We start from the raw sequence: 21,225 nt of genomic DNA on the forward strand, positions 1-21,225 counted from the left end.
ATGGCCTTGGGATGACAGCTGTCAACCCGCGCCGATCGTTCGAAGCGCTCACACGACTATAAAAACATTCCGCGCACGACAGCTGGATCTCAGCTGCCGCGGATTCTTTCGCCCCGTCAAAAGCAACAAATGGAGGTGTGCTATGTGGCGTAACCATTGTGTGATCGAGAAAGCGCTCAACGACTACCCCGGACATGTCGAACAACCGAGCAACGACCCGCAGCGCAAGACTCATGTGCGCGATTGCCGCTTCGCGGTGGTCGAGGGTAGCGGGCATTTTCTCGACCTGGAATCGAGAACCGCCGCCGACAGCGTGCATCGCGCCCGGGCAGCCCGCGAGCCAGCCACCGCTGTGGAACCCATCACCCGCCTGCGCCTTGCCTGAAGCTGTCCCCTGCCCCTTGGCCAGAGACGGCCAGAACACTCAAGGAAAAGAGTTATGCGCATGCTCGCCAGCGGTTTTGCCGGGGAGGTCTTTTGCCCTTATCGGCCTGGCCAGTGCCTTTGCGGCACCCCGCCACACAGTGACATAGCGCCGCAGGCCAGCCTCGGCCGTGAGCCCCCTCCACGCCTACCACCGCCCGAATTGACGGCCCCGCACCCGGGTGGCCTGGTGCAGAGCGCCGGATCAGGGCCGTTGCGGGGTTTCCTATGAATTTCATGAATATTGACAGCGTATTGCCCTGGACTAGATTCCCTGACGTGCAAGGAATCAAGGCGAACGCCATGGAGAAACGACAGGATTTCATGCACTGGTGGAACGACCTGCGCATGGAGATGCTCAAGCAACAGGAGAGCGCACAGGTATTTGCGCTGCTGGAACGGGAAGTCCGGTCCCTGGGGTTTGATTTTTACGCTTACGGAGTCAGGCATTCGATCCCCTTCACCCGCCCGAAAATCGACATCTATGGCTCTTATCCGCAAGCCTGGGTGGAGCGTTACCAGCAACAGAACTACGCCGCGATCGACCCAACGATCCTCAACGGCCTGCGTTCCACGGAAATGGTGGTCTGGAGCGACGCCTTGTTCGGCAAAGGCTCGGTGTTGTGGGGCGAGGCCCGGGAATGGGGCTTGCGGGTGGGCGCCACCTTGCCCATCCACACGCCCGACAGTGCCCTGAGCGTATTGTCGGTGGCCCGTGAATGCACGGCGATCAGCGCCGTGGAACTGGAAGAAATCCGCCTGCGCCTGCGCTGCATCATCGAACTGGCGACCATGCGCCTCGGCGAACTCGGGCACCCCAGCAGCCAGGCCGAACAGCTGGAGCTGAGCGCGCGCGAGCGGGAAATCCTGCAATGGACGGCCGACGGCAAGAGTTCCGGAGAGATTGCCCTGATCCTGGGCATCTCGGTGAATACCGTGAACTTTCACCTCAAGGTCATCCAGAAAAAATTCGGCGCGGCCAACAAGACCCTGGCCGCCGCCTACGCCGCCGTCCTGGGGCTGATCTGACGCTTCATCCGACGATAAGGATATCGACCCATGATCACTGTGATTTCACGGCATGAAAGCCAGCTTTCGCCGGCCCTGCGCGACGACCTCAGCCGCTATCGCCATGCGGTCTTCATCAAGCAATTGGGTTGGCGACTGCCCTCCAGCGCCAGCCAGTGCGGGCAGGAGCTCGATCAGTTCGACCACGCCGACACCCGCTACACCCTGGCACTGGACAGCGAGGAAAAGGTCCACGGCTGCGCCCGGCTGCTGCCGACCACCCAGCCCTATCTGCTGGCGGACGTGTTCGGCTTTCTCTGCGACCGGCCCTTGCCACGGCAGTACGACACCTGGGAAATCTCGCGTTTCGCCGCCTCGGCGCTGGAAGGCGGCAAGCTGCCGATGCGGGTGTTCTGGCACACCCTGCACACCGCCTGGACCCTGGGGGCGAACTCGGTGGTGGCGGTGACCACGCCGGCGCTGGAGCGTTATTTCCTGCGCCATGGCGTGGCGCTGAGCCGGCTCGGCCAGCCGCAATGGGTCAACCGCGACCACTTGCTGGCCCTGGACTTTGCGGCCTATCAGAAAAACGGCCGCGCCGCGCTTTATACGCAGTCAGCGGCCGTGGCTTCGCTGAATCAGGCATTTCTGCGCGGCAACCCACCGCCAACGCGCGGTGGGCCGCCGGCGAGTCAGGCGCTCAGGGAGTAGACCAGCGCGGTGATCGCCACCAGGCCGACCAGGGTGACGAACACGTTGGAGGCCTGGCCACGGTAGCGGGCCATGGCCGGCACCTTGCGGATGGCGTACATCGGCATCAGGAACAGGATGGCCGCGATGACCGGGCCGCCCAGGGTTTCGATCATCCCGAGGATGCTCGGGTTGAGCGTGGCGACGATCCAGCACACCACCAGCATGAAGGCCGCGGTCATGCGGTCCAGGGCCTTGGCGCCCGGGCGACGGCCGCTTTTCACGATCAGCCCCTTGAGGCCTTCGCTGGCGCCGATGTAGTGGCCCAGGAACGACTTGGCGATGGCCACGAACGCGATCAACGGCGCGGCGAAAGCGATGGTCGGGTTGCTGAAGTGGTTGGCCAGGTAGGACAGGATCGACAGGTTCTGCGCCTTGGCCTCGGCCAGTTGGGCCGGCGACAGGGTCAGCACGCAGCTGAAGACGAAGAACAGCACCATCGCCACCATCAGCAGGTGGGCGCGGGACAGGATCTGCGAGCTGCGTTCTTCGGCGTGGGCGCCATACCGGCGCTTCTGGTCCACGGCAAAGGCCGAGATGATCGGCGAGTGGTTGAACGAGAACACCATGACCGGGATCGCCAGCCACAGGGTGTGCAGGAACGCCGAAGGCTCAGGCAGGGTGCTGGCGGTGCTGAGGATGCCGCCGTTCCAGTGCGGAATCAGGAACACCGCGAGGAACAGCAAGGCGACGATGAACGGGTAGACCATCAGGCTCATGGCCTTGACGATCACCTGCTCGCCGCAGCGCACCACGGCCAGCAGGCCGAGGATCAGCACCAGCGACAGCACGGCGCGCGGCGGCGGCATGATGTGCAGCTGGTGCTCCATGAAGCTGCCCACGGTGTTGGTCAGGGCCACGCTGTAGATCAGCAGGATCGGGAAGATGGCGAAGAAGTACAGCAAGGTGATCAGGGCGCCGGCCTTGATCCCGAAATGCTCTTCTACAACTTCCGTGATGTCCGCGCCGTCACGCCCGGAAAGCACGAAGCGGGTCAGGCCACGGTGGGCGAAGAAGGTCATCGGAAAGGCCAGCAGCGCCAGGACCAGCAGCGGCCAGAAGCCGCCCAGGCCAGCGTTGATCGGCAAAAACAGGGTGCCAGCGCCGATGGCGGTGCCGAACAGGCCCAGCATCCAGGTAGTGTCTTGGCGATTCCAGCTAGCTAGGGTCGCTGGGGCTGCCGCTTCAAAGCGTTGATCAACGCTGTTGGCCTGATCATTCATCCGGTGGGATCTCCACATTCCGGTCATTTGCCACTCGGCCAGGGCGCGTCGGAGTACCCGACAGACAGAGCCCTCGCCGAAACAGGGGCGCGATTGTCCGGGATTACTCACCAGAAGCAAAGACTTAGCTGAGGAACGGTTTGCCGGTGCAGATGTCTGGAGCGCGGTTTTGCGGGGTCGGGCACAAGGTTTCATTGATCTGTGGCAAGCGCTGGCCCCGGGTTTCGGCTGGCCTGCGTGCCGGGCGCGCGGATCATCATCCCCATCGGCATACCCCTGAAGGCAGCAGGTGTGCCCATCAAAAGCAGAAGCCAGGGCAAGGCCCTGGCTTCTGGTTAGCTGCAACGAGGCGGTCCGGTTCAAGGTGTGCCCGCCATCGGCAAACGCTAGGTCTGCGCTTCCTCGTCCTTCAACGCCGCCTGCACCAGGGGGTGCAGCGCCGCGCCGGGGTGTGTCACCTCCCAGGCGGTCAACTCTCTGCGCATGGCCGGCGTCCAGAAGCTCTTCAGATGCTGGCGCACGCTACGCACTGCCTGGGCCTTGTCCGGTTCGCTGGCGAAGAACTGGGCAATCTGGTTGGCCATCTTGATCAGGCTTTCGCTGCTCATCGGCGCACCTCGGCTTTCTCGGCGTGACGACGCTCCCGCAGCAGGCGCCCCTGTTCATCGCTGAACGCCTGATAACGCTTCTGCCATTCGGAAGGCTGGTTGACCCGCACCACCTCTACCGCCGTCACCTTGTATTCCGGGCAGTTGGTGGCCCAGTCGGAGTTGTCGGTGGTGATCACGTTGGCGCCCGACTCCGGGAAGTGGAAGGTGGTGTAGACCACCCCCGGCGCCACCCGCTCGCTGACCTTGGCCCGCAGCACTGTCTGCCCGGCGCGACTGCCGATGCCGACCCAGTCGCCATCGACGATACCGCGGTTCTCGGCGTCGGTCGGGTGGATTTCCAGGCGGTCCTCCTCGTGCCAGGCCACGTTGTCGGTGCGCCGGGTCTGGGCGCCGACGTTGTACTGGCTGAGGATGCGCCCGGTGGTCAGCAGCAACGGGTAGCGGCTGTTGACCTTCTCCTCGGTGGGCACGTAGCCGGTGAGCATGAAGCGGCCCTTGCCGCGCACGAACTCATCGATGTGCATGGTCGGCGTGCCGTCCGGCGCGGCATCGTTGCACGGCCATTGCAGGCTGCCGTGCCGGTCCAGCTCGGCGTAGCTGACGCGGTGGAAGGTCGGCGTCAGGCGCGCGATCTCATCCATGATCTCCGATGGGTGGTTGTACTGCATTTTGTAGCCCAGGGCCTCGGCCAGGGCGATGGTGGCCTCCCAGTCGGCCTTGCCGGCCAGGGGCTCCATCACCTTGCGCACCCGCGAGATACGGCGCTCGGCGTTGGTGAAGGTGCCGTCCTTCTCGAGGAAGGAGCTGCCCGGCAGGAACACATGGGCGAACTTGGCCGTCTCGTTGAGGAAGATGTCCTGCACCACCACGCACTCCATGGCCGTCAGGGCGGCGGTCACGTGCTGGGTGTTGGGGTCGCTCTGGGCAATGTCCTCGCCCTGGCAGTAGAGCGCCTTGAAGGTGCCGTCCAGGGCCGCCTCGAACATATTGGGGATGCGCAGGCCCGGGTCGGGTTGCAGGGTCACGTTCCAGGCCTGTTCGAACTCGGCGCGCACCGCCTCGTTGGAAATATGCCGATAGCCAGGCAGCTCGTGGGGGAAGGAACCCATGTCGCAGGAGCCCTGGACGTTGTTCTGCCCGCGCAGCGGGTTGACCCCGACACCCTCGCGCCCAATGTTGCCGGTGACCATCGCCAGGTTGGCGATGCCCATCACCGAGGTGCTGCCCTGGCTGTGCTCGGTGACGCCCAGGCCGTAGTAGATGGCCGCGTTGCCGCCGGTGGCGTAAAGCCGCGCGGCGTCGCGGATCTGTCTGGCCGGCACGCCGCAAATCGGCCCCAGGACCTCGGGGGAATTCTCCGCCAGGCTGACGAAATCGCGCCAGCGGGCGAAGTCCGCCGCTTCGCAGCGCTGATCGACGAAAGGCTGGTTGACCAGACCCTCGGTGACGATCACATGGGCCAATGCGTTGAGCATGGCCACGTTGGTGCCCGGGCGCAGCTGCAAATGCAGGTCGGCACGGGCATGGGGCGAATCCACCAGGTCGATGCGTCGTGGGTCGATGACGATCAGCCGCGCGCCCTGGCGCAGGCGACGCTTGAGCTGGGAGCCGAATACCGGGTGCGCATCGGTGGGGTTGGCGCCCATCACCAGGATGACGTCGGCCTGCATCACCGAGTCGAAACTCTGGGTGCCGGCGGATTCGCCCAGCGTCTGCTTGAGGCCGTAGCCGGTGGGCGAATGGCAGACCCGGGCGCAGGTGTCGACGTTGTTGTTGCCAAAGGCGGTGCGCACCAGCTTCTGCACCAGGTAGGTCTCTTCGTTGGTGCAACGGCTGGAGGTGATGCCGCCGATGGAGTCGCGTCCGTATTTCAGCTGGATGCGGCGCAACTCGCTGGCCGCGTAGGTGACCGCCTCTTCCCAGCTGACTTCCTGCCACGGATCGCTGATGTGCTTGCGGATCATCGGCTTGGTGATGCGGTCCGGGTGGGTGGCGTAGCCCCAGGCGAAGCGGCCCTTGACGCAGGAATGGCCGTGGTTGGCCTGGCCGTTCTTGTCCGGGACCATGCGCACCAGTTGCTCGCCTTTCATTTCCGCGCGGAAGGAGCAGCCCACGCCGCAGTAGGCGCAGGTGGTGATGACGCTGCGCTCGGGCTGGCCGATTTCCACCACGCTCTTTTCCATCAGGGTGGCGGTCGGGCAGGCCTGCACGCAGGCGCCGCAGGATACGCACTCGGAGTCGAGGAAACTGTCGCCGCCGGCCGCCGCCACCCGGGAATCGAAGCCGCGCCCGCTGATGGTCAGGGCGAAGGTGCCCTGGGTTTCCTCACAGGCACGCACGCAGCGGTTGCAGACGATGCACTTGCTCGGGTCGTAGTCGAAATAAGGGTTGGAAACGTCCTTCTGTTCGTCCAGGTGGTTGGCGCCCTCGTAGCCGTAGCGCACTTCCCGCAGGCCCACCTGCCCCGCCACCGTCTGCAACTCGCAGTTGCCGTTGGCCGAGCAGGTCAGGCAGTCCAGCGGGTGGTCGGAGATATACAGCTCCATCACGTTGCGCCGCAGGCTGGCGAGCTTGGAAGTCTGGGTGTGGACGACCATGCCCTCGGTCACCGGCGTGGTGCAGGAGGCCGGATAACCGCGCATGCCCTCGATCTCCACCAGGCACATGCGGCAGGAACCGAAGGCTTCCAGGCTGTCGGTGGCGCAGAGTTTGGGGATGGTGGTGCCGAGCAACGCCGCGGCGCGCATCACTGAGGTGCCGGAAGCGACGCTGATCTCGCGGCCGTCGATGGTCAGGCTGACCTGTACCGCGCTTTCGCGGGCCGGGGTGCCGAGGTCGATATCACTGGTAGGGTCGAAGATATTGATCATTGGTCGGCCTCCGTGGTCGCCAGACCGAAGTCGGCGGGAAAGTGCTTGAGGGCGCTGGCGACGGGGTAGGAAGTCATCCCGCCCAGGGCACAGAGCGAGCCGTATTGCAGGGTGTCGCAGAGATCTTGCAGCAGCAGCGCCTGTTCCTCACGGGCCGCGGCGTCGGTGCTGGCGATCAAGCGGTCCACCACCTCCACCCCACGGGTCGAGCCGATCCGACACGGCGTGCACTTGCCGCAGGATTCCTCGGCGCAGAACTGCAAGGCGAAACGGGCCATGTGGGCCATGTCCAGGCTGTCGTCGGCGACCACCACGCCACCGTGGCCGAGCATCGCGCCCATGGCGGCGAACGCCTCGTAGTCCAGCGGCGTATCGAACTGCGCGGGGGGCACCCAGGCCCCCAGCGGCCCACCCACTTGCGCCGCCTTCAATGGCCGGCCGCTGGCGGTACCGCCGCCATAACCTTCCACCAGCTCGCGCAGGCTCAGGCCGAAGGCGCGTTCCACCAGGCCCGCCTGGCGAACGTTGCCGGCCAGCTGGAAAGGCATGGTGCCCAGGGAACGCCCCATGCCGAAGTCGCGATAGAACGGCGCGCCCTTCTCCAGGATGATCGGCACCGAGGCCAGGGTCAGCACGTTGTGCACCAGCGTTGGCAAGCCGAACAGGCCCTGCAGGGCCGGCAGCGGCGGCTTGGCGCGAACCGTGCCACGCTTGCCCTCGAGGGACTCCAGCAGCGCCGTTTCCTCACCGCAGATGTAGGCGCCGGCCCCCACCCGCACGTCCAGCTCGAAGGGACGGCCGCTACCGCCGACGTTCGCCCCCAGGTAACCGGCCTCGCGGGCGATGCGCAGGGCCTCGTTCAGGGTGCCGATGGCGTCCGGGTATTCCGAGCGCACGTAGATGTAGCCCTTGCTGGCCCCCACGGCGATGCCGGCGATGATCATGCCTTCGATCAGCAGGAAGGGGTCGCCTTCCATCAGCATGCGGTCGGCGAAGGTGCCGGAGTCGCCTTCATCGGCGTTACAGACCACGTATTTCTGGGCACCCGCGGCTTCGCGCACGGTGCGCCACTTGATCCCCGCCGGAAAGGCCGCGCCCCCCCGACCGCGCAGGCCGGAGTCGAGCACGCTGGCGACCACCTGCGCGCCCTCCATCTGGAGGGCCCGGGCCAGGCCGCGGAAACCGCCCTGGGCGCGGTAGTCATCCAGGGACAGCGGTTGAGTGATGCCGGCCCGAGCAAATAGCAGGCGTTGCTGGCTCTGCAGATAAGGGATCTGCTCCACCGGCCCCAGGGCCAATGGATGGCTGCCGGGGTCGCCCGCCAGGGCGTCGAGCAGGCTCGGCACGTCCTCCGGGGTCAGGGGGCCGAAACCCAGGCGGCCGTCGGCGCTGTCCACTTCCAGCAGCGGCTCCAGCCAATAGAGGCCACGGGAGCTGGTGCGGCACAGCTCCAACGGCAATTGTCGACGTTCGGCCTCACGCGCCAGCGCAACGGCCACCTTGTCCGCGCCCATGGCACGGGCCACCGAATCGCGGGGGATATAGAGCTTCAGCATGCGCCATCCTCCAGGCAGCCACTCACCAGCTGGCGCAGGCGCTCGGGGGTGATCCGAGCGTGCAGTTCGCCGTCCAGTTCCAGGGCCGGCGAACAGGCGCAGGCCCCCAGGCAATAGACCGGTCGCAGGTTGATACTGCCGTCGGCGGTGGTGCCATGGTCGTCCAGCAACAGTTGTTCGCGCAGCTGCGCAGCCAGGCGTTCGGCGCCCCGGCTCTGGCAGGACTCGGCCCGGCACAGGCGCAGGGTATGGCGCGCGGGCGGCGTGGTACGGAAATCGTGGTAGAAGCTGATCACGCCGTGCACTTCAGCCAGGCTGAGGTTGAGGGCATGGGCAATCTCGGGGATGGCGGTGTCGGGAATGTACCCGCAACCGTCCTGAATGGCGTGGAGAATGGGCAACAAGGCACCGGGGGTGTCCTTTTCGCGCTCCAACACGCTGTGAATCAGAGGCAGGTGAAGCGTGTCATCAGACATAAACGTACCTCGGCATCTCGAACGACATCGCTACATAGCGGTAGCCGTCCGGAGTCTTCGGCTGCAGCGCCCGGCCACGTCACGGAGGCGTGGATTGTCGGTCGCCATTCTTGCTCTCCGGCCAAGTGTCTTGGCGCACCGGGTCCGGGGCATCCTGGAAGCTTGCCCATCGCCATGGTCCGGCGATTGCACCCAGGCGACCCATCGTGTCCTGAAAGCGACCTAGAGGTCAGGAGCGCTGACCCGCCTGCGCTCAAGAAGCTGAAGCAAGGTCAGCGTCATCCACGGGGATGTCGATTACGCCCACGCCCGGCCCAAACAAGCATCCCCCTCGGATTGACAGTGGGCTACCCCCGGCCCCAAGATCGGCGCCATGAATCTCTTCCCGCGCCATCTCACCCGCACGACCACCACGACCGCTTCCGGCGGGTCGTGTGGTCGCTGCATGAGCTGACAACAGCGCAGTCGAACCCAAGGCCCCGCCAGCAATGGACGGGGCCTTTTGTTTCTCCGTCCAGCTGGCTCACAAGGAGAAACACCATGCCGTCACCCCAGGCCCAGCGCCCAGCCCTATTGATCGTCGACATGCAGGTCGGCCTGTTTCACGGGCCAGAGCAGCCCTTCGAGGGGCAGCGCGTACTCGACAACATCAACCAGTTGATCCACCGCGCCCGGCAGGCCGGCGCGCCGGTGATCGCCGTGCGCCATACCGGCCCGCAAGGCTCGCCCATCGCCGCCGGCAGCGCGCCGTGGCAACTGCTGGCGCAATTGCAACTCGAGGCCAGCGACCAACGGCTGGACAAAACCCGCCCCAATTGTTTTGTCGGCACCGGGCTGGCCGAACACCTGCGGGCGGCGCAGGTCGATGAGCTGGTGATCGTCGGCATGAAAACCCAGTACTGCATCGACGCCACCTGCCGCGCCGCCCTGGACCTGGGGTTTGCCGCCGTGTTGGCGGAGGATGCCCATACCTGCATGGACACGCCGGCGCTCCCGGCCCGGGCGATCATCGACCACCACAACGCGACCCTGGACGGCGCCTTTGTCCGGCGAGTGAAAACCGCCGATATCCGCTTCTGAATGCCCTCTCTGCAGGAGCGAGGCAGAGTTGAGATTGCTTCTGCAGGAGCCAAGCTTGCTGGCGATAAGGCCCTCGAGGGCGGCGACGCTTTCCAGGCCGAGGTCGCGGGAAAAACCCGCGACCGCGCCTTGCCAAAGCGCCCTGCAATCCGCAATCTTGAGCCCTTGAGTGGTTTATCACGGTACCGCAGCTCCCTGAGCCGTACGCCGGTTGCCGTCGCTGCGCCATACGCCGTCCGTCCCTCTTCAGTCCTTCAGGAGACACGCATGCCCGCCACCGTTCTGGTCCTCGTCGAAACCATCAATGACTACCTGTGGATCCTGGAAAACCAGGGCTTCCACCTGATCCTCGCGCCGACGCCCAGCGAGCGGGCGGACGCCATCAGGGCCCATGCCGGGCAGATCAACGCGGTGCTCACCCGTGGTCCGCTGGGCCTGAGCGCCGAAGAAATCGCCGCCCTGCCGCACCTGGAAATCATCTGTGTGATCGGCGCCGGCTACGAGCAGGTCGACCTGCAGGCGGCGAGCAACCGCGGGATAGCGGTGAGCAACGGCGCCGGGGTCAACGCCTCGTCGGTGGCCGACCATGCCATGGCCCTGCTGCTGTCGCTGGTGCGTGACATCCCCCGCGCCGATGCCGCCGTGCGACGTGGCGAATGGCCGAAAGTCATGCGCCCGTCCCTGGCCGGCAAGCGCCTGGGCGTGCTCGGCCTCGGCGCCGTCGGCCTGGCCATCGCCAAGCGCTGCGCCAACGGTTTCGACATGAGCGTCAGCTACCACAACCGGCAGGTCCGCAGCGACGTGCCCTACAGTTTCTGCCCGACCCCGACCGAACTGGCGCGGCACTCGGACTTCCTGGTGGTCGCCACGCCTGGCGGCATAGGCACTCGCCAACTGATCGACAAAGCCGTGCTGCAGGCCCTGGGGCCGGAGGGTTTCCTGGTGAACATCGCCCGCGCCAGCGTGGTGAACACCGCCGACCTGCTTCAAGCCCTGGAGCAACGCAGCATCGCCGGCGCGGCCCTGGACGTGTTCGACGACGAACCGCGGGTGCCGGACGCCTTGAAGCCCCTGAACAATGTGGTGCTGACGCCCCACGTCGCCGGGCTGTCGCCGGAAGCGACCCAGGCCACGGTGGAGCTGGTGGGCAAGAACCTCGTCGCCCACTTCAGCGGCCAGCCGCTGTTGACCCCCATCGCCCTGCCTGCCCCGAACTGAACCAGGCGCCGCCACAGACGCCACGCAGGCCATGCCCCGCGCTGGGCGCCTTCGGCGCTAGGCAGAAACAGTGTTGTGCGCCGCTCCGGTCGGAATACTCATTCAGGCCCGGCGAACTGGACTAGAGTCAAGCCGGGCCCATTCAAACGCTTGTATCAAAAGCAATGATTGCCCGGCAACACGCTCACCTATAAAGGCCTGCGGCGATTGTGGCGCTCAGGTGGGCGCATTAGATTAGCCAATAATCTCTGGCCTCCAGAATAAGCAGAAGGGATAAGCATGGCGCTTACTGACCAGTCCACCCGTACTCGCTCCGGCGAGGAACTCGATGCCAACCTGATCGATCCGTACCTCAAGGCGCATATTCCGGGCCTGACCGGCACCCCGCAGATCAGCCAGTTTCCGGGCGGCGCTTCGAACCTGACCTACCTGCTGGAATACCCCGGGCAGGAATTCGTCCTGCGCCGCCCGCCCTTCGGCCACAAGGCCAAGTCGGCCCACGACATGGGCCGCGAATACCGCATCCTCAACCAGCTCAAGGACGGCTTTCCGTATTGCCCGAAAGCCTATGTGCACTGCACCGACGAATCGGTGATCGGCGCCGAGTTCTATGTGATGGAACGGGTCAAGGGCATCATCCTGCGCTCCGACCTACCGCCGGAGCTGGGTTTCGACGCGGCCAGGACCGAAGCCCTGTGCAAGAGCTTCATCGACAAGTTCGTCGAGCTGCACCGCGTCGACTACAAGGCCTGCGGCCTGAGCGACCTGGGCAAGCCCGAAGGTTATGTGCAACGCCAGATCAAGGGCTGGAGCGACCGCTACGAGAAAGCCCTGACCCCGGATGCGCCCAAGTGGGAAGCGGTCAAGGCCTGGCTCAACGACAAGATGCCGGCCGATCACCCGACCTCCAGCATCGTGCACAACGATTACCGCTTCGACAACGTGATCCTCGACCCGGCCAACCCGATGCAGATCATCGGCGTGCTGGACTGGGAGCTGACCACCCTCGGCGATCCGCTGATGGACCTGGGCAACACCCTGGCCTACTGGATCGAAGCGGGCGACCCGGCGCCGGTGCAACTGATGCGCCGCCAGCCGAGCAACGCCCCGGGCATGCTGACTCGCCAGCAGTTTGTCGACTATTACGCCGAACGCGCCGGCATCCAGATCGGCAATTTCGACTTCTACTACACCTACGGCCTGTTCCGCCTGGCCGGCATCGTGCAACAGATCTACTACCGCTTCTTCCATGGCCAGACCCAGGACAAACGCTTCGCGCAGTTCATTCACATGAACAAGCTGCTGGAGCAGATGAGCCTGCAAGTCATCAAGAAATCCAGCCTCTGATCGTCCCGACGCGCCAGGCACACAATAAGGAAAAACCATGTCCAAGACTCAGTTGTTCGACCTCGACGGCAAGATCGCTTTCGTCTCCGGCGCCAGCCGCGGCATCGGTGAAGCCATCGCCAAGCTGCTGGCCCAGCAAGGCGCCCATGTGATCGTCTCGAGCCGCAAGCTCGAAGGCTGCCAGCATGTGGCCGACGCCATCGTCGCCGCTGGCGGCAAGGCCACCGCCATCGCCTGCCATATCGGCGAGATGGAGCAGATCAGCCAGGTGTTCGCCGGTATCCGCGAACAGTTCGGGCGCCTGGACATCCTGGTCAACAACGCCGCCACCAACCCGCAGTTCTGCAACGTGCTGGACACTGACCTGAGCGCCTTCCAGAAGACCGTCGATGTGAACATCCGCGGCTACTTCTTCATGTCGGTGGAGGCCGGCAAGCTGATGCGCGACAGCGGCGGCGGCAGCATCATCAACGTGGCTTCGATCAACGGCGTGTCCCCGGGCATCTTCCAGGGCATCTACTCGGTGACCAAGGCCGCGGTGATCAACATGACCAAGGTCTTCGCCAAGGAATGCGCGCAGTTCGGTATCCGCTGCAACGCCCTGCTGCCGGGCCTGACCGACACCAAGTTCGCCTCGGCGCTGGTGAAGAACGACGCCATCCTCAAGACCGCCCTGGCGCAGATCCCCCTCAAGCGCGTGGCCGACCCGAGCGAAATGGCCGGCGCCGTGCTCTACCTGGCCAGTGATGCCTCGAGCTACACCACGGGCGTATCGCTGAATGTGGACGGCGGTTTCCTGTCCTGATCGACCTTCGCAATACAACAAAGGCAGCCTGCGGGCTGCCTTTTTAGTGCCCGGCACCAGCACCTCGCCCCAACCTTTCTCAAACAGAAAACCAAACCTGTCACAGTTCTGGTATCAAGCTCGTAACACTCTATAAATATTTTGTTACACGCTCATTTGTCATGCTATAACCCTCTCGCAGTTAGTTTTCTGCAACACCACTCATGCGAAAAACCATTGTTTGAAAACAGCGGAGGTCGATGTGTGTCTTAAAGAAAAACAACTTGAGGATCAACAACTAACCATTCGTTGATTGTCGACTTCCCAATATGTACCACCTAGTGAGTATCAAGCGATACAGTAACGATAACCGAGACTGAACTCCCTATTGCTCAGTAAAAACAATAAGCACACCACGTGCTTCTAAACAGCACCTTTGTTTCAGCCCATCATTTACACCCTGCCTATTACAAGAGATCGAAACATCAGTTTCGACCAAGGACATATCTCAAGGAAAAGGAACATGGACGTAGCAGGTATCGCTTCAGACAAACGCAGCAACCATTTAAAACCGGCTTCCCTGAGCCCTGTCGCAATGGCCATCGCCTTGTGGCTGGGTCAGGGCCAGATGGCTCTGGCAGATAATCCGCCCACCGGCTCGCCCTATACACCCCAGGTATTGGAGGCTGCGTTCAGGAAAGCCGCTGCGTCATTCGCGCCGGGTACCGCCGTGTATACCAACTTGCGTTTTGGTGTAGGCAATACCCTGGACCTGGCAGCCAAAGAGTTTGCCGCACAATCGACAAAGTTCGACTCGTTGCTCCAGCAGAACTACGAGTTGCAGACGGAAAACCTGTCGATCAGTGCAATGCTCGGCGATACGAGCAAGCCACTTGATTACAACAACAATCTGGATCGCTATAAAAGCCGCCTGTTCAGCAACTCCGGCCGTTATACCCAGAACATATTCGATTTCGCCAAAGCGATTATTGCCAACCTGCCGGCGGCCCAACCTTATACCTATATAGAGCCGGGTGTGGCCACGGACCTGCACAAACAACTCAATGCCGGACAGTCATGGTCCGCCGCGACCGGCAACTGGAGCAATAACGCGCAAACCTGGAAGACTCCGGAAGCCCAGGTCAACTCCGGCCTGGACCGGACCAACGCCTATTACGCCTATGCCCTGGGTATCACCGGGAAAGGGGTAAACGTCGGCGTGCTGGACTCGGGCATCCTCAGTGAACATTCGGAATTCCAGGGCAAGAACGCCGCAGGCGAAAACCGTGTGCAGGCAGTCACCTCTACCGGCGAATACTACGCAACCCATCCGCGCTATCGGTTGGAGGTGCCTGCCGGCGAGTTCCACAAAGGTGAGCACTTCAGTATTGCGGGTGAGTACGACCCGAGCTTCAACGACGGCCACGGCACGGAAATGTCCGGAGTACTGGCAGCCAGTCGCAATGGTACCGGCATGCACGGCATCGCCTTCGACGCCAATCTGTTCGTGGCCAACACCGGCGGCAGCGACAACGACCGTTATCAAGGCTCCAACGACCTCGACTACAACGCCTTCATGGCCAGCTACGACGCGCTGGCGGCGAAAAAAGTGTCGATCGTCAACCAGAGCTGGGGGCAGAACTCGCGTAATGACGTAGAGAACCACTTCGGCACTGTCGGCGACAGCCCGCAGGATATCCTCAGGGACATGACCGCCGCCTACCGGCCGTTCTGGGACAAGGCCCACGCGGGCCAGAAGACCTGGATGGATGCCATGGCCGACGCCGGCCGGCAGTACTCGTTCATCCAGATCATCTCCGCCGGCAACGACAGCCATGGCGCCAACCCGGACACCAACGCCAACCTCCCCTATTTCAAGCCGGACCTGGAATCCAAGTGGCTGTCCATCACCGGTTATGACGAGAGCGGCGCCCAGGTCTACAACCGCTGCGGCACCTCCAAGTGGTGGTGCGTCATGGGGGTTTCCGGCATTCCGTCCGCAGGACCGGAAGGCGAGATCATCCCCAACGCCAACGGCACCTCGGCGGCCGCCCCCAGCGTTTCCGGCGCCCTGGCCCTGGTGATCCAGCGCTTTCCCTACATGACCGCGAGCCAGGCCCGCGATGTCTTGCTGACCACCTCCACCCTGCAAACCCCGGACGGCCCGGACACCGCGGTCGGCGACCGAACGGGCGGACGCACCTACGACAACCTGCAACCGGTGCACGACGCCGCTCCCGGCACCCCGCAGGTGCCAGGCGTGGTCAACGGCTGGGGCCTGCCCAACCTGAAAAAGGCCATGCAGGGCCCGGGACAGTTCGTCGGAGCACTGGCCGTGGCGCTGCCCGCCGGCACCCGCGATATCTGGGCCAACGACATCTCCGACGAAGCGATCCGTGCCCGACGCAGTGAAGACGCCGCCGAACAGGCCACCTGGAGCGCGATCAAGCAGCACAAAGGTTGGGGCAACGGTCTACCGGCCGGGGCCTCGGCGGACGATCAATTCCAGTACGAGATCGGCATGACCCGGGAACAGGCAACGCTGACCCGCGGCCTGGACCCGCTGACCGGCCAGACCTATGTCGGCAGCCTGATAAAGTCCGGGGATGGGGAACTGCTACTCGACGGCCAGAGCAGCTATTCGGGCAGTACCTGGGTCCGTGGCGGCAAGCTCTCGGTGGACGGCAGCTTGACCTCCAGCGTGACGGTCGATGGCAGCGCCGTGGGCACCGTCGATGCCAATAACCAGGTGGTCACCCGTATCGGCGGCACCCTGGCGGGTAACGGCAGCATCGGCACCCTGCTGGTGAATAACGGCGGTACCGTGGCCCCCGGCCATTCGGTCGGCACCCTGCACACCGGCGACGTCACGTTCAACCCGGGTTCGGTGTACGCGGTGGAAGTCGCCGCCAACGGGCAGACCGACACCCTCCAGAGCACGGGCGTGGCTACTCTCAACGGCGGACAGGTCACCCTCTCCATGGAAAACAGCCCCAACCTGCTGTCTGCGGCCCAGGCCAGCAGCTACCTGGGCCAGCAGTTCAACATCCTCAGCGCCAGCCAGGGTATCAACGGCCAGTTCGCTTCCGTCGCCCCCGGTTTCTTGTTCCTCGACACCCGCCTGAACTACCAGCCGAACCAGCTGAACCTGGGCATCTACCGCAACCAGACCGCGTTCGCCAGCGTAGCCTTGACCCGTAACGAGCGTGCCGTCGCCAGCGCCATCGACACATTGAGCGCAGGTAATCCGGTGTACGAGAGCATCCTGGCCTCCGACTCGGCGGAACTGGCGCGACAAGCCTTCAACCAGCTCGATGGCCAGGTGCACTCCGACATCGCCGCTGCGCAGATCGCTGACAGCCGTTACCTGCGCGACGCAGTCAACGGCCGCCTGCAACAGGCTCAGGTCCTGGATACCGATATGGATATCCAGGCCAGCAGCAATGGTGGCTGGGTGCAATTGCTCGGCGGCCACAGGCAAGTCGACGCCGATCACAACGCCACGCGCTACAGCACTTCCACCACCGGCGTCCTGCTCGGTCTGGACACCGACGTCGGCGATGGCTGGCGCGTCGGTGCGGCAACCGGCTACACCAGAACCGATCTGAACGGAGCCTCCAGGACTTCCGCCGACAGCGACAACTATCACCTGTCGATCTATGGCGGCAAACGTTTCGACAGCATCGCCCTGCGCCTCGGCGGAGCCACCACCTGGCACCGCTTCGACACTTCCCGTGACGTGGCGTACGGCAACCAGTCGAGCCATGAAAAAGCCAACTACAACGCGCGTACCGATCAGGTGTTCGGCGAAATCGGCTACACCCGGTGGGCGGCTTTCGAGCCCTTCGCCAACCTCAGCTACATCAACTTCCAGAACGACTCGTTCAAGGAACGCGGCGGTGCAGCAGCCTTGCATGGCAGCAAGCAAAGCCAGGACGCCACGCTCTCGACCCTTGGCCTGCGAGGTCATACGCAATTGCCGGTGAGCGCCACCCGCTCGGTGACCTTGCGTGGCGAGCTGGGCTGGGAACACCAGTACGGCGACCTGGATCGTGAAACCTCATTGAAATTTGCCGGCAGTGCGGCGGCCTTTGCGGTGAACGGCGTGCCGGTGTCTCGCGATGGCGCGGTGGTCAAGGCCGCTGCGGAAATGGCCATGAGCAAAGACACCCTGGTGTCGCTGAACTACACCGGGCTGGTGTCCGGCCATGGCGGTGGCAGCTCGGTCAACCTGGGGTTCACCTTCCAGTTCTGACCCTGCTCAGGTGATCGGCCCATGGGTGCAATGACTGTTCATTGCACCCTTTTTATTTGCGCCCTTCGGCTTTCCCGGCCGGGTTGCCGAGCAGCAGCGCGCTGCTGAAAATTTATTCCATAGATTGCAATTACGGAATTTTTATTCCATAAAGAGCACTCCTTACAACAACAATTCTGCAAGGGGTCGGCGATGGGTGAACTTGGAATAGGCTTGATCGGCACGGGCTTCATGGGCCGGGCCCATGCGTTGGCGTTCCGTAATGTCAGCGCGGTGTTCGAGTTGCCGGTGCGCCTGCACCTGGCGGCGCTGGCCGATGCCGACCGCCAGCGCGCCGAACATTGCGCCGCGGCCTGGGGTTTCGCCCGGGCTCACGGCGACTGGCAACGGCTGATCGACGACCCCAGGGTCGACCTGGTGGCGATCACCACCCCCAATCACCTGCACTTCCCCATGGCCATGGCCGCCCTGAAGGCCGGCAAGGCGGTGTACTGCGAAAAGCCCCTGGCGGTCAGCGTCGAACAGGCGCAGCAGATGCAGCAAGCGGCCAAGGCCGCCGGGGTGGTCACCCGGGTCGGCTACAACTACCAGCACAACCCGATGATCGTGCAGGCCAAGGCGCTGATCGACAGCGGCGAACTGGGGCAGATCGTCAGCTTCCAGGGCGAATTCAGCGAAGACTTCATGGCCGACCCGGCCTCGCCCTTCTCCTGGCGCTGCGATCCGCAGCACGCCGGTGGCGCCCTGGCCGACCTGGGCAGCCACCTGCTGGCCATGGCGCGTTATCTGCTGGGCGAGGTCGAGGCGGTCTGCGCCGACAGCCAGACCGTGCACCACCAACGCCCGGCCAGCGCCGGTAGCCAGGAGCAGCGCCCGATCGCCGTGGACGACCAGGCCCACGCCCTGCTGCGTTTCGCCAGCGGCGCCCGCGGCACCTTCAGCAGCAGCTGGCTCAAACACGGCTACAAGAACCACCTGAGTTTCGAGATCAGCGGCACCCGCGGCACCCTGGCCTTCGACCAGGAACGCCTCAACGAACTGCGCCTGTACCGGGCCGGCGATAGCGGCTTCCAGCGCCTGCTGGCCGGGCCCGCCCTGCCCGGCTACGCCGCCTTTAGCCCGGCCCCGGGGCATCAACTGGGCTACAACGAGCTCAAGACCCTGGAGGTCCATGAGCTGATCATGGCGCTTAGCGGCCAAGGGCAAGACGGGACGGATTTCGCCGAGGCCTGGCAGGTCGAGCGCCTGGCGGCGGCGATCCGCCTTGCCGCCGCCGAACAGCGCTGGGTGACCCTGTAGCCGCTGCTGAGCCAAGGCGAAGCTGCGAAAAGGTCCGCAGGACCTTGCTTGGCGGCCTCAGGATCGCGGCGTCTGCTGCGCAGCCGTTCGCAGCCTGCGGCAGCGGCTACAAGGGTAATGCCGCCAGGCGTGCGGCCAGAGCCTTGGCCTGGCTGGCCACGTCGGTCACCGCGGTGCTTTCCCACCACATGCCGCGCAAGGGCGGGCCCATGGCGAACAGCCGGCGGGCGACCTGCCCTTCGCCATCCACCACCGCGCCGCCAGCATCGGCACAGATCCCCAGGGCCAGCGGCCCCGGCGTGATCAGGCCACGGGCCAGCAGTTGCTGCGGCAACGGCCGAGCGACCCGGCGCCAGTCGTATTCGATGCCGCTGGAGTTGATCAGCGCATCCCCCGCGACCCAGCGGGCTTGCGCTTCGCCACGGCGGCGGATGCAAATCGCCAGGCGCCCATCCGCCGAAGGCTCCAGGCCCTTGAACGAGGCCGCCTGGATGCGCAAGCGCCCTTCCCCGTGCAAACGCGCCACCAGCTCGGCGCTCAGCGGCGGCGAACGGTGGTGATGGCTTTCCCACCACGGCCGCACATGGCGCACGAACTGCCGGCGCTGCACGTCCGTGGCCTGGCTCCACAAGCGCCCGATATGGGCACGCACCGTGTCCAGCGGCGCCTGCCAGTCCACGCCATTCGCCAGGGCCTGGCGACATTGCCGACGCAGCTCGCGCAGCAACTGGCGCGGGCTGCGCAGGCTGGGATCCTCGGCGAGGAAGTCGACCCAGGCCGGTGGCTGGCGCCGCACATGGGGCAACAGGCCGTGGCGCGAGAACACCTCGATCGGCCCGCGATGCCCGGCCTGCTCCAGGGACACCACGGCGTCGACCATGGTCAGCCCGGAGCCGATGATCAGCACCGTGGCCTGCGGGTCGAGCCGGCTCATGGCCGAAACGTCCCAGGGGTCCAGCGCGGCGGCATTGAGGCCACTGGACTGGGTCTGCGGCGTGCGTGCCGCCGGGAACATGCCGGTGGCCAGCACGGCAAAGGCGCCGCGTAGTTGCTGGCCGTCGTTGAGGGTCAGCCAGGCACCCTCGGCGTCGGCCTGCAAGCCCACCACCTCGGCGCGCACATGCGCCACCGTCGAGCCCTGCGAGGCGCCCATCGCCTGGGCCTCGGCCAGCCGCTGCTGGACATACAGGCCGAAGATCCCGCGCGGAGGAAACAGCTCGCTGATGGGCACAGGCTGCTGCTTCGACTCCGGCCAGCCACCGGCGGCGATGTAATCGGTCAGCCATTGAGTCAGGTCATCGGCGTTGTCCGGGTCGACGCTCATGCGCGCGGCGTTGCCGTTCAGGGTGTGACCCAGTTCGACGGCGCTGTAGGCCTCGCCGCGCCCCAGTTCGCTGCGCGGCTCGATCACTAGCACCTGGCGCCGGCCCGGCAGGCGCAGCAGTTGGGCGGCGAGCAAGGCGCCACTCAGGCCGCCGCCGACAATCAGCACATCGGCGTCACGGGTGGCGCCGCTCGCCTGTCCGTTGGGTGTTTGGCTCATGGGGTTCTCACGGGTCAGTGCCTGCCTAGGTAGAAGTCCTGCAGATCGCCCCGGGCCAGCAGTTCATCGGTCGTGCCGGACCAGGCCACGCGCCCGGTGTCGAGCACGTAGGCCCTGGAGGCGTACTTGAGCGCCACATTAATGTTTTGTTCGGCGATCAGGAAGCTCACCCGCGCCTCGCGATTGAGTTGCGCGACGATTTCGAAAATCTCCTGGACGATGATCGGCGCCAGGCCCATGGACGGTTCGTCCAGCAGCACCAGGCGCGGCCGGGTCATCAGCGCGCGGCCGAGGGCGACCATCTGCTGCTCGCCGCCCGAGGTCAGCCCGGCGCGGGTGCCGCGCTTGGTCTTCAGGCGCGGGAACCAGGCGTAGATGCGCTCCAGGTCGGCGGCCAGCTCCCGGCGGCTCAAGCCACGGACAAAACCGCCGCTGCGCAGGTTGTCCTCCACCGTCAACTGCGGGAACACATGGCGCCCCTCCAGCACATGGACCATGCCCTGGCGCACCCGCTGGCTCGGATCGACGCCGGCGCTGTCCTGGCCGAGAAAGGCGATCGAGCCACAGCTGACCTCGGCCCGCTCGGCGCGCAGCAGCCCGGAGATCGCCTTGAGGCTGGTGCTCTTGCCGGCGCCGTTGGCCCCCAGCAAGGCGACTATGCCGCCCTCGGGCACGCTCAGGGAGACCCCGGCCACCGCGAGAATCGCACCATCGTAGATCACCTCGATATCGCGCACCTGCAACAGGTCGTCGGCCGTAGCGGCCGGAGCGGTCTGGCTCAT

Annotated in this window: 16 protein-coding genes; 9 read left to right on the plus strand and 7 right to left on the minus strand. The window is 64.8% G+C overall.

Translation table 11 applies throughout. From position 1 onward, the window contains the following. Positions 1-142: 142 nt before the first annotated feature. From CRO75_RS12650 to CRO75_RS12660, 3 genes are all read left to right on the plus strand, one after another. Positions 143-385 carry a hypothetical protein gene (locus CRO75_RS12650; protein ID WP_097135697.1) on the plus strand — a complete coding sequence of 81 codons (243 nt, stop codon included), beginning with the start codon at positions 143-145 and terminating at the stop codon, positions 383-385. 341 nt (positions 386-726) lie between these two features. Continuing rightward, a complete protein-coding gene (locus tag CRO75_RS12655; protein WP_085531315.1) occupies positions 727-1,452 on the plus strand; it encodes an autoinducer binding domain-containing protein in 726 nt (241 codons plus the stop codon). A 30-nt stretch (positions 1,453-1,482) separates the two neighbouring features. Further along, positions 1,483-2,142, plus strand: coding sequence for an acyl-homoserine-lactone synthase (locus CRO75_RS12660; protein ID WP_097135699.1), 660 nt, complete (start codon positions 1,483-1,485; stop codon positions 2,140-2,142). Here the strand turns inward: CRO75_RS12660 and CRO75_RS12665 are convergent. The 5 genes from CRO75_RS12665 to CRO75_RS12685 form a co-directional block, all read right to left on the minus strand. Then, positions 2,124-3,404, minus strand: coding sequence for a serine/threonine transporter (locus tag CRO75_RS12665; RefSeq protein WP_009043431.1), 1,281 nt, complete (start codon positions 3,402-3,404; stop codon positions 2,124-2,126). The genes CRO75_RS12660 and CRO75_RS12665 overlap by 19 nt on opposite strands. 386 nt (positions 3,405-3,790) lie before the next feature. Beyond that, positions 3,791-4,012: a formate dehydrogenase subunit delta gene (locus CRO75_RS12670; RefSeq protein ID WP_097135702.1), complete on the minus strand. Its 222-nt coding sequence runs from the start codon at positions 4,010-4,012 to the stop codon at positions 3,791-3,793. Further along, complete coding sequence (gene fdhF / locus CRO75_RS12675) at positions 4,009-6,885, minus strand: formate dehydrogenase subunit alpha (RefSeq protein ID WP_097135705.1); 2,877 nt, start codon at positions 6,883-6,885, stop codon at positions 4,009-4,011. The genes CRO75_RS12670 and fdhF overlap by 4 nt, the downstream gene beginning before the upstream one ends. Continuing rightward, complete coding sequence (locus CRO75_RS12680; protein ID WP_097135707.1) at positions 6,882-8,441, minus strand: formate dehydrogenase beta subunit; 1,560 nt, start codon at positions 8,439-8,441, stop codon at positions 6,882-6,884. Before CRO75_RS12680 ends, fdhF begins: the two co-directional genes overlap by 4 nt. Continuing rightward, positions 8,435-8,917 (minus strand): formate dehydrogenase subunit gamma, encoded by a 483-nt coding sequence (locus CRO75_RS12685; RefSeq protein WP_007923877.1) that lies wholly within the window; start codon positions 8,915-8,917, stop codon positions 8,435-8,437. The genes CRO75_RS12680 and CRO75_RS12685 overlap by 7 nt, the downstream gene beginning before the upstream one ends. A gap of 540 nt (positions 8,918-9,457) precedes the next feature. Between CRO75_RS12685 and CRO75_RS12690 the strand changes: the two genes are divergently transcribed. The 6 genes from CRO75_RS12690 to CRO75_RS12715 all read left to right on the plus strand — a co-directional run bounded on the left by CRO75_RS12690 (position 9,458) and on the right by CRO75_RS12715 (position 18,900). After that, positions 9,458-9,997: a cysteine hydrolase family protein gene (locus tag CRO75_RS12690; RefSeq protein WP_097135709.1), complete on the plus strand. Its 540-nt coding sequence runs from the start codon at positions 9,458-9,460 to the stop codon at positions 9,995-9,997. Between the two features lie 267 nt (positions 9,998-10,264). Further along, positions 10,265-11,215, plus strand: coding sequence for a 2-hydroxyacid dehydrogenase (locus tag CRO75_RS12695; protein ID WP_097135712.1), 951 nt, complete (start codon positions 10,265-10,267; stop codon positions 11,213-11,215). Between the two features lie 279 nt (positions 11,216-11,494). Continuing rightward, a complete protein-coding gene (locus tag CRO75_RS12700) occupies positions 11,495-12,562 on the plus strand; it encodes a phosphotransferase family protein (RefSeq protein ID WP_009043417.1) in 1,068 nt (355 codons plus the stop codon). Between the two features lie 37 nt (positions 12,563-12,599). Continuing rightward, positions 12,600-13,367 (plus strand): SDR family oxidoreductase, encoded by a 768-nt coding sequence (locus CRO75_RS12705; RefSeq protein ID WP_097135714.1) that lies wholly within the window; start codon positions 12,600-12,602, stop codon positions 13,365-13,367. A 502-nt stretch (positions 13,368-13,869) separates the two neighbouring features. After that, the gene (locus CRO75_RS12710) at positions 13,870-17,601 is read left to right on the plus strand and encodes an autotransporter serine protease (RefSeq protein WP_097135716.1); all 3,732 of its coding nucleotides are present in this window, start codon (positions 13,870-13,872) and stop codon (positions 17,599-17,601) included. A gap of 192 nt (positions 17,602-17,793) precedes the next feature. Continuing rightward, positions 17,794-18,900, plus strand: a complete 1,107-nt coding sequence (locus CRO75_RS12715) for a Gfo/Idh/MocA family oxidoreductase (protein WP_097135718.1) — start codon at positions 17,794-17,796, stop codon at positions 18,898-18,900. Positions 18,901-19,006: 106 nt separating this feature from the next. Here the strand turns inward: CRO75_RS12715 and CRO75_RS12720 are convergent, their stop codons facing one another. Continuing rightward, a complete protein-coding gene (locus CRO75_RS12720; protein ID WP_097135720.1) occupies positions 19,007-20,443 on the minus strand; it encodes an FAD/NAD(P)-binding protein in 1,437 nt (478 codons plus the stop codon). Positions 20,444-20,457: 14 nt separating this feature from the next. Beyond that, a complete protein-coding gene (locus CRO75_RS12725; protein WP_097135722.1) occupies positions 20,458-21,225 on the minus strand; it encodes an ABC transporter ATP-binding protein in 768 nt (255 codons plus the stop codon).

The sequence above is a fragment of the Pseudomonas sp. LAMO17WK12:I10 genome, assembly GCF_900215185.1.
Classification (GTDB): Bacteria; Pseudomonadota; Gammaproteobacteria; order Pseudomonadales; family Pseudomonadaceae; genus Aquipseudomonas; species Aquipseudomonas chlororaphis.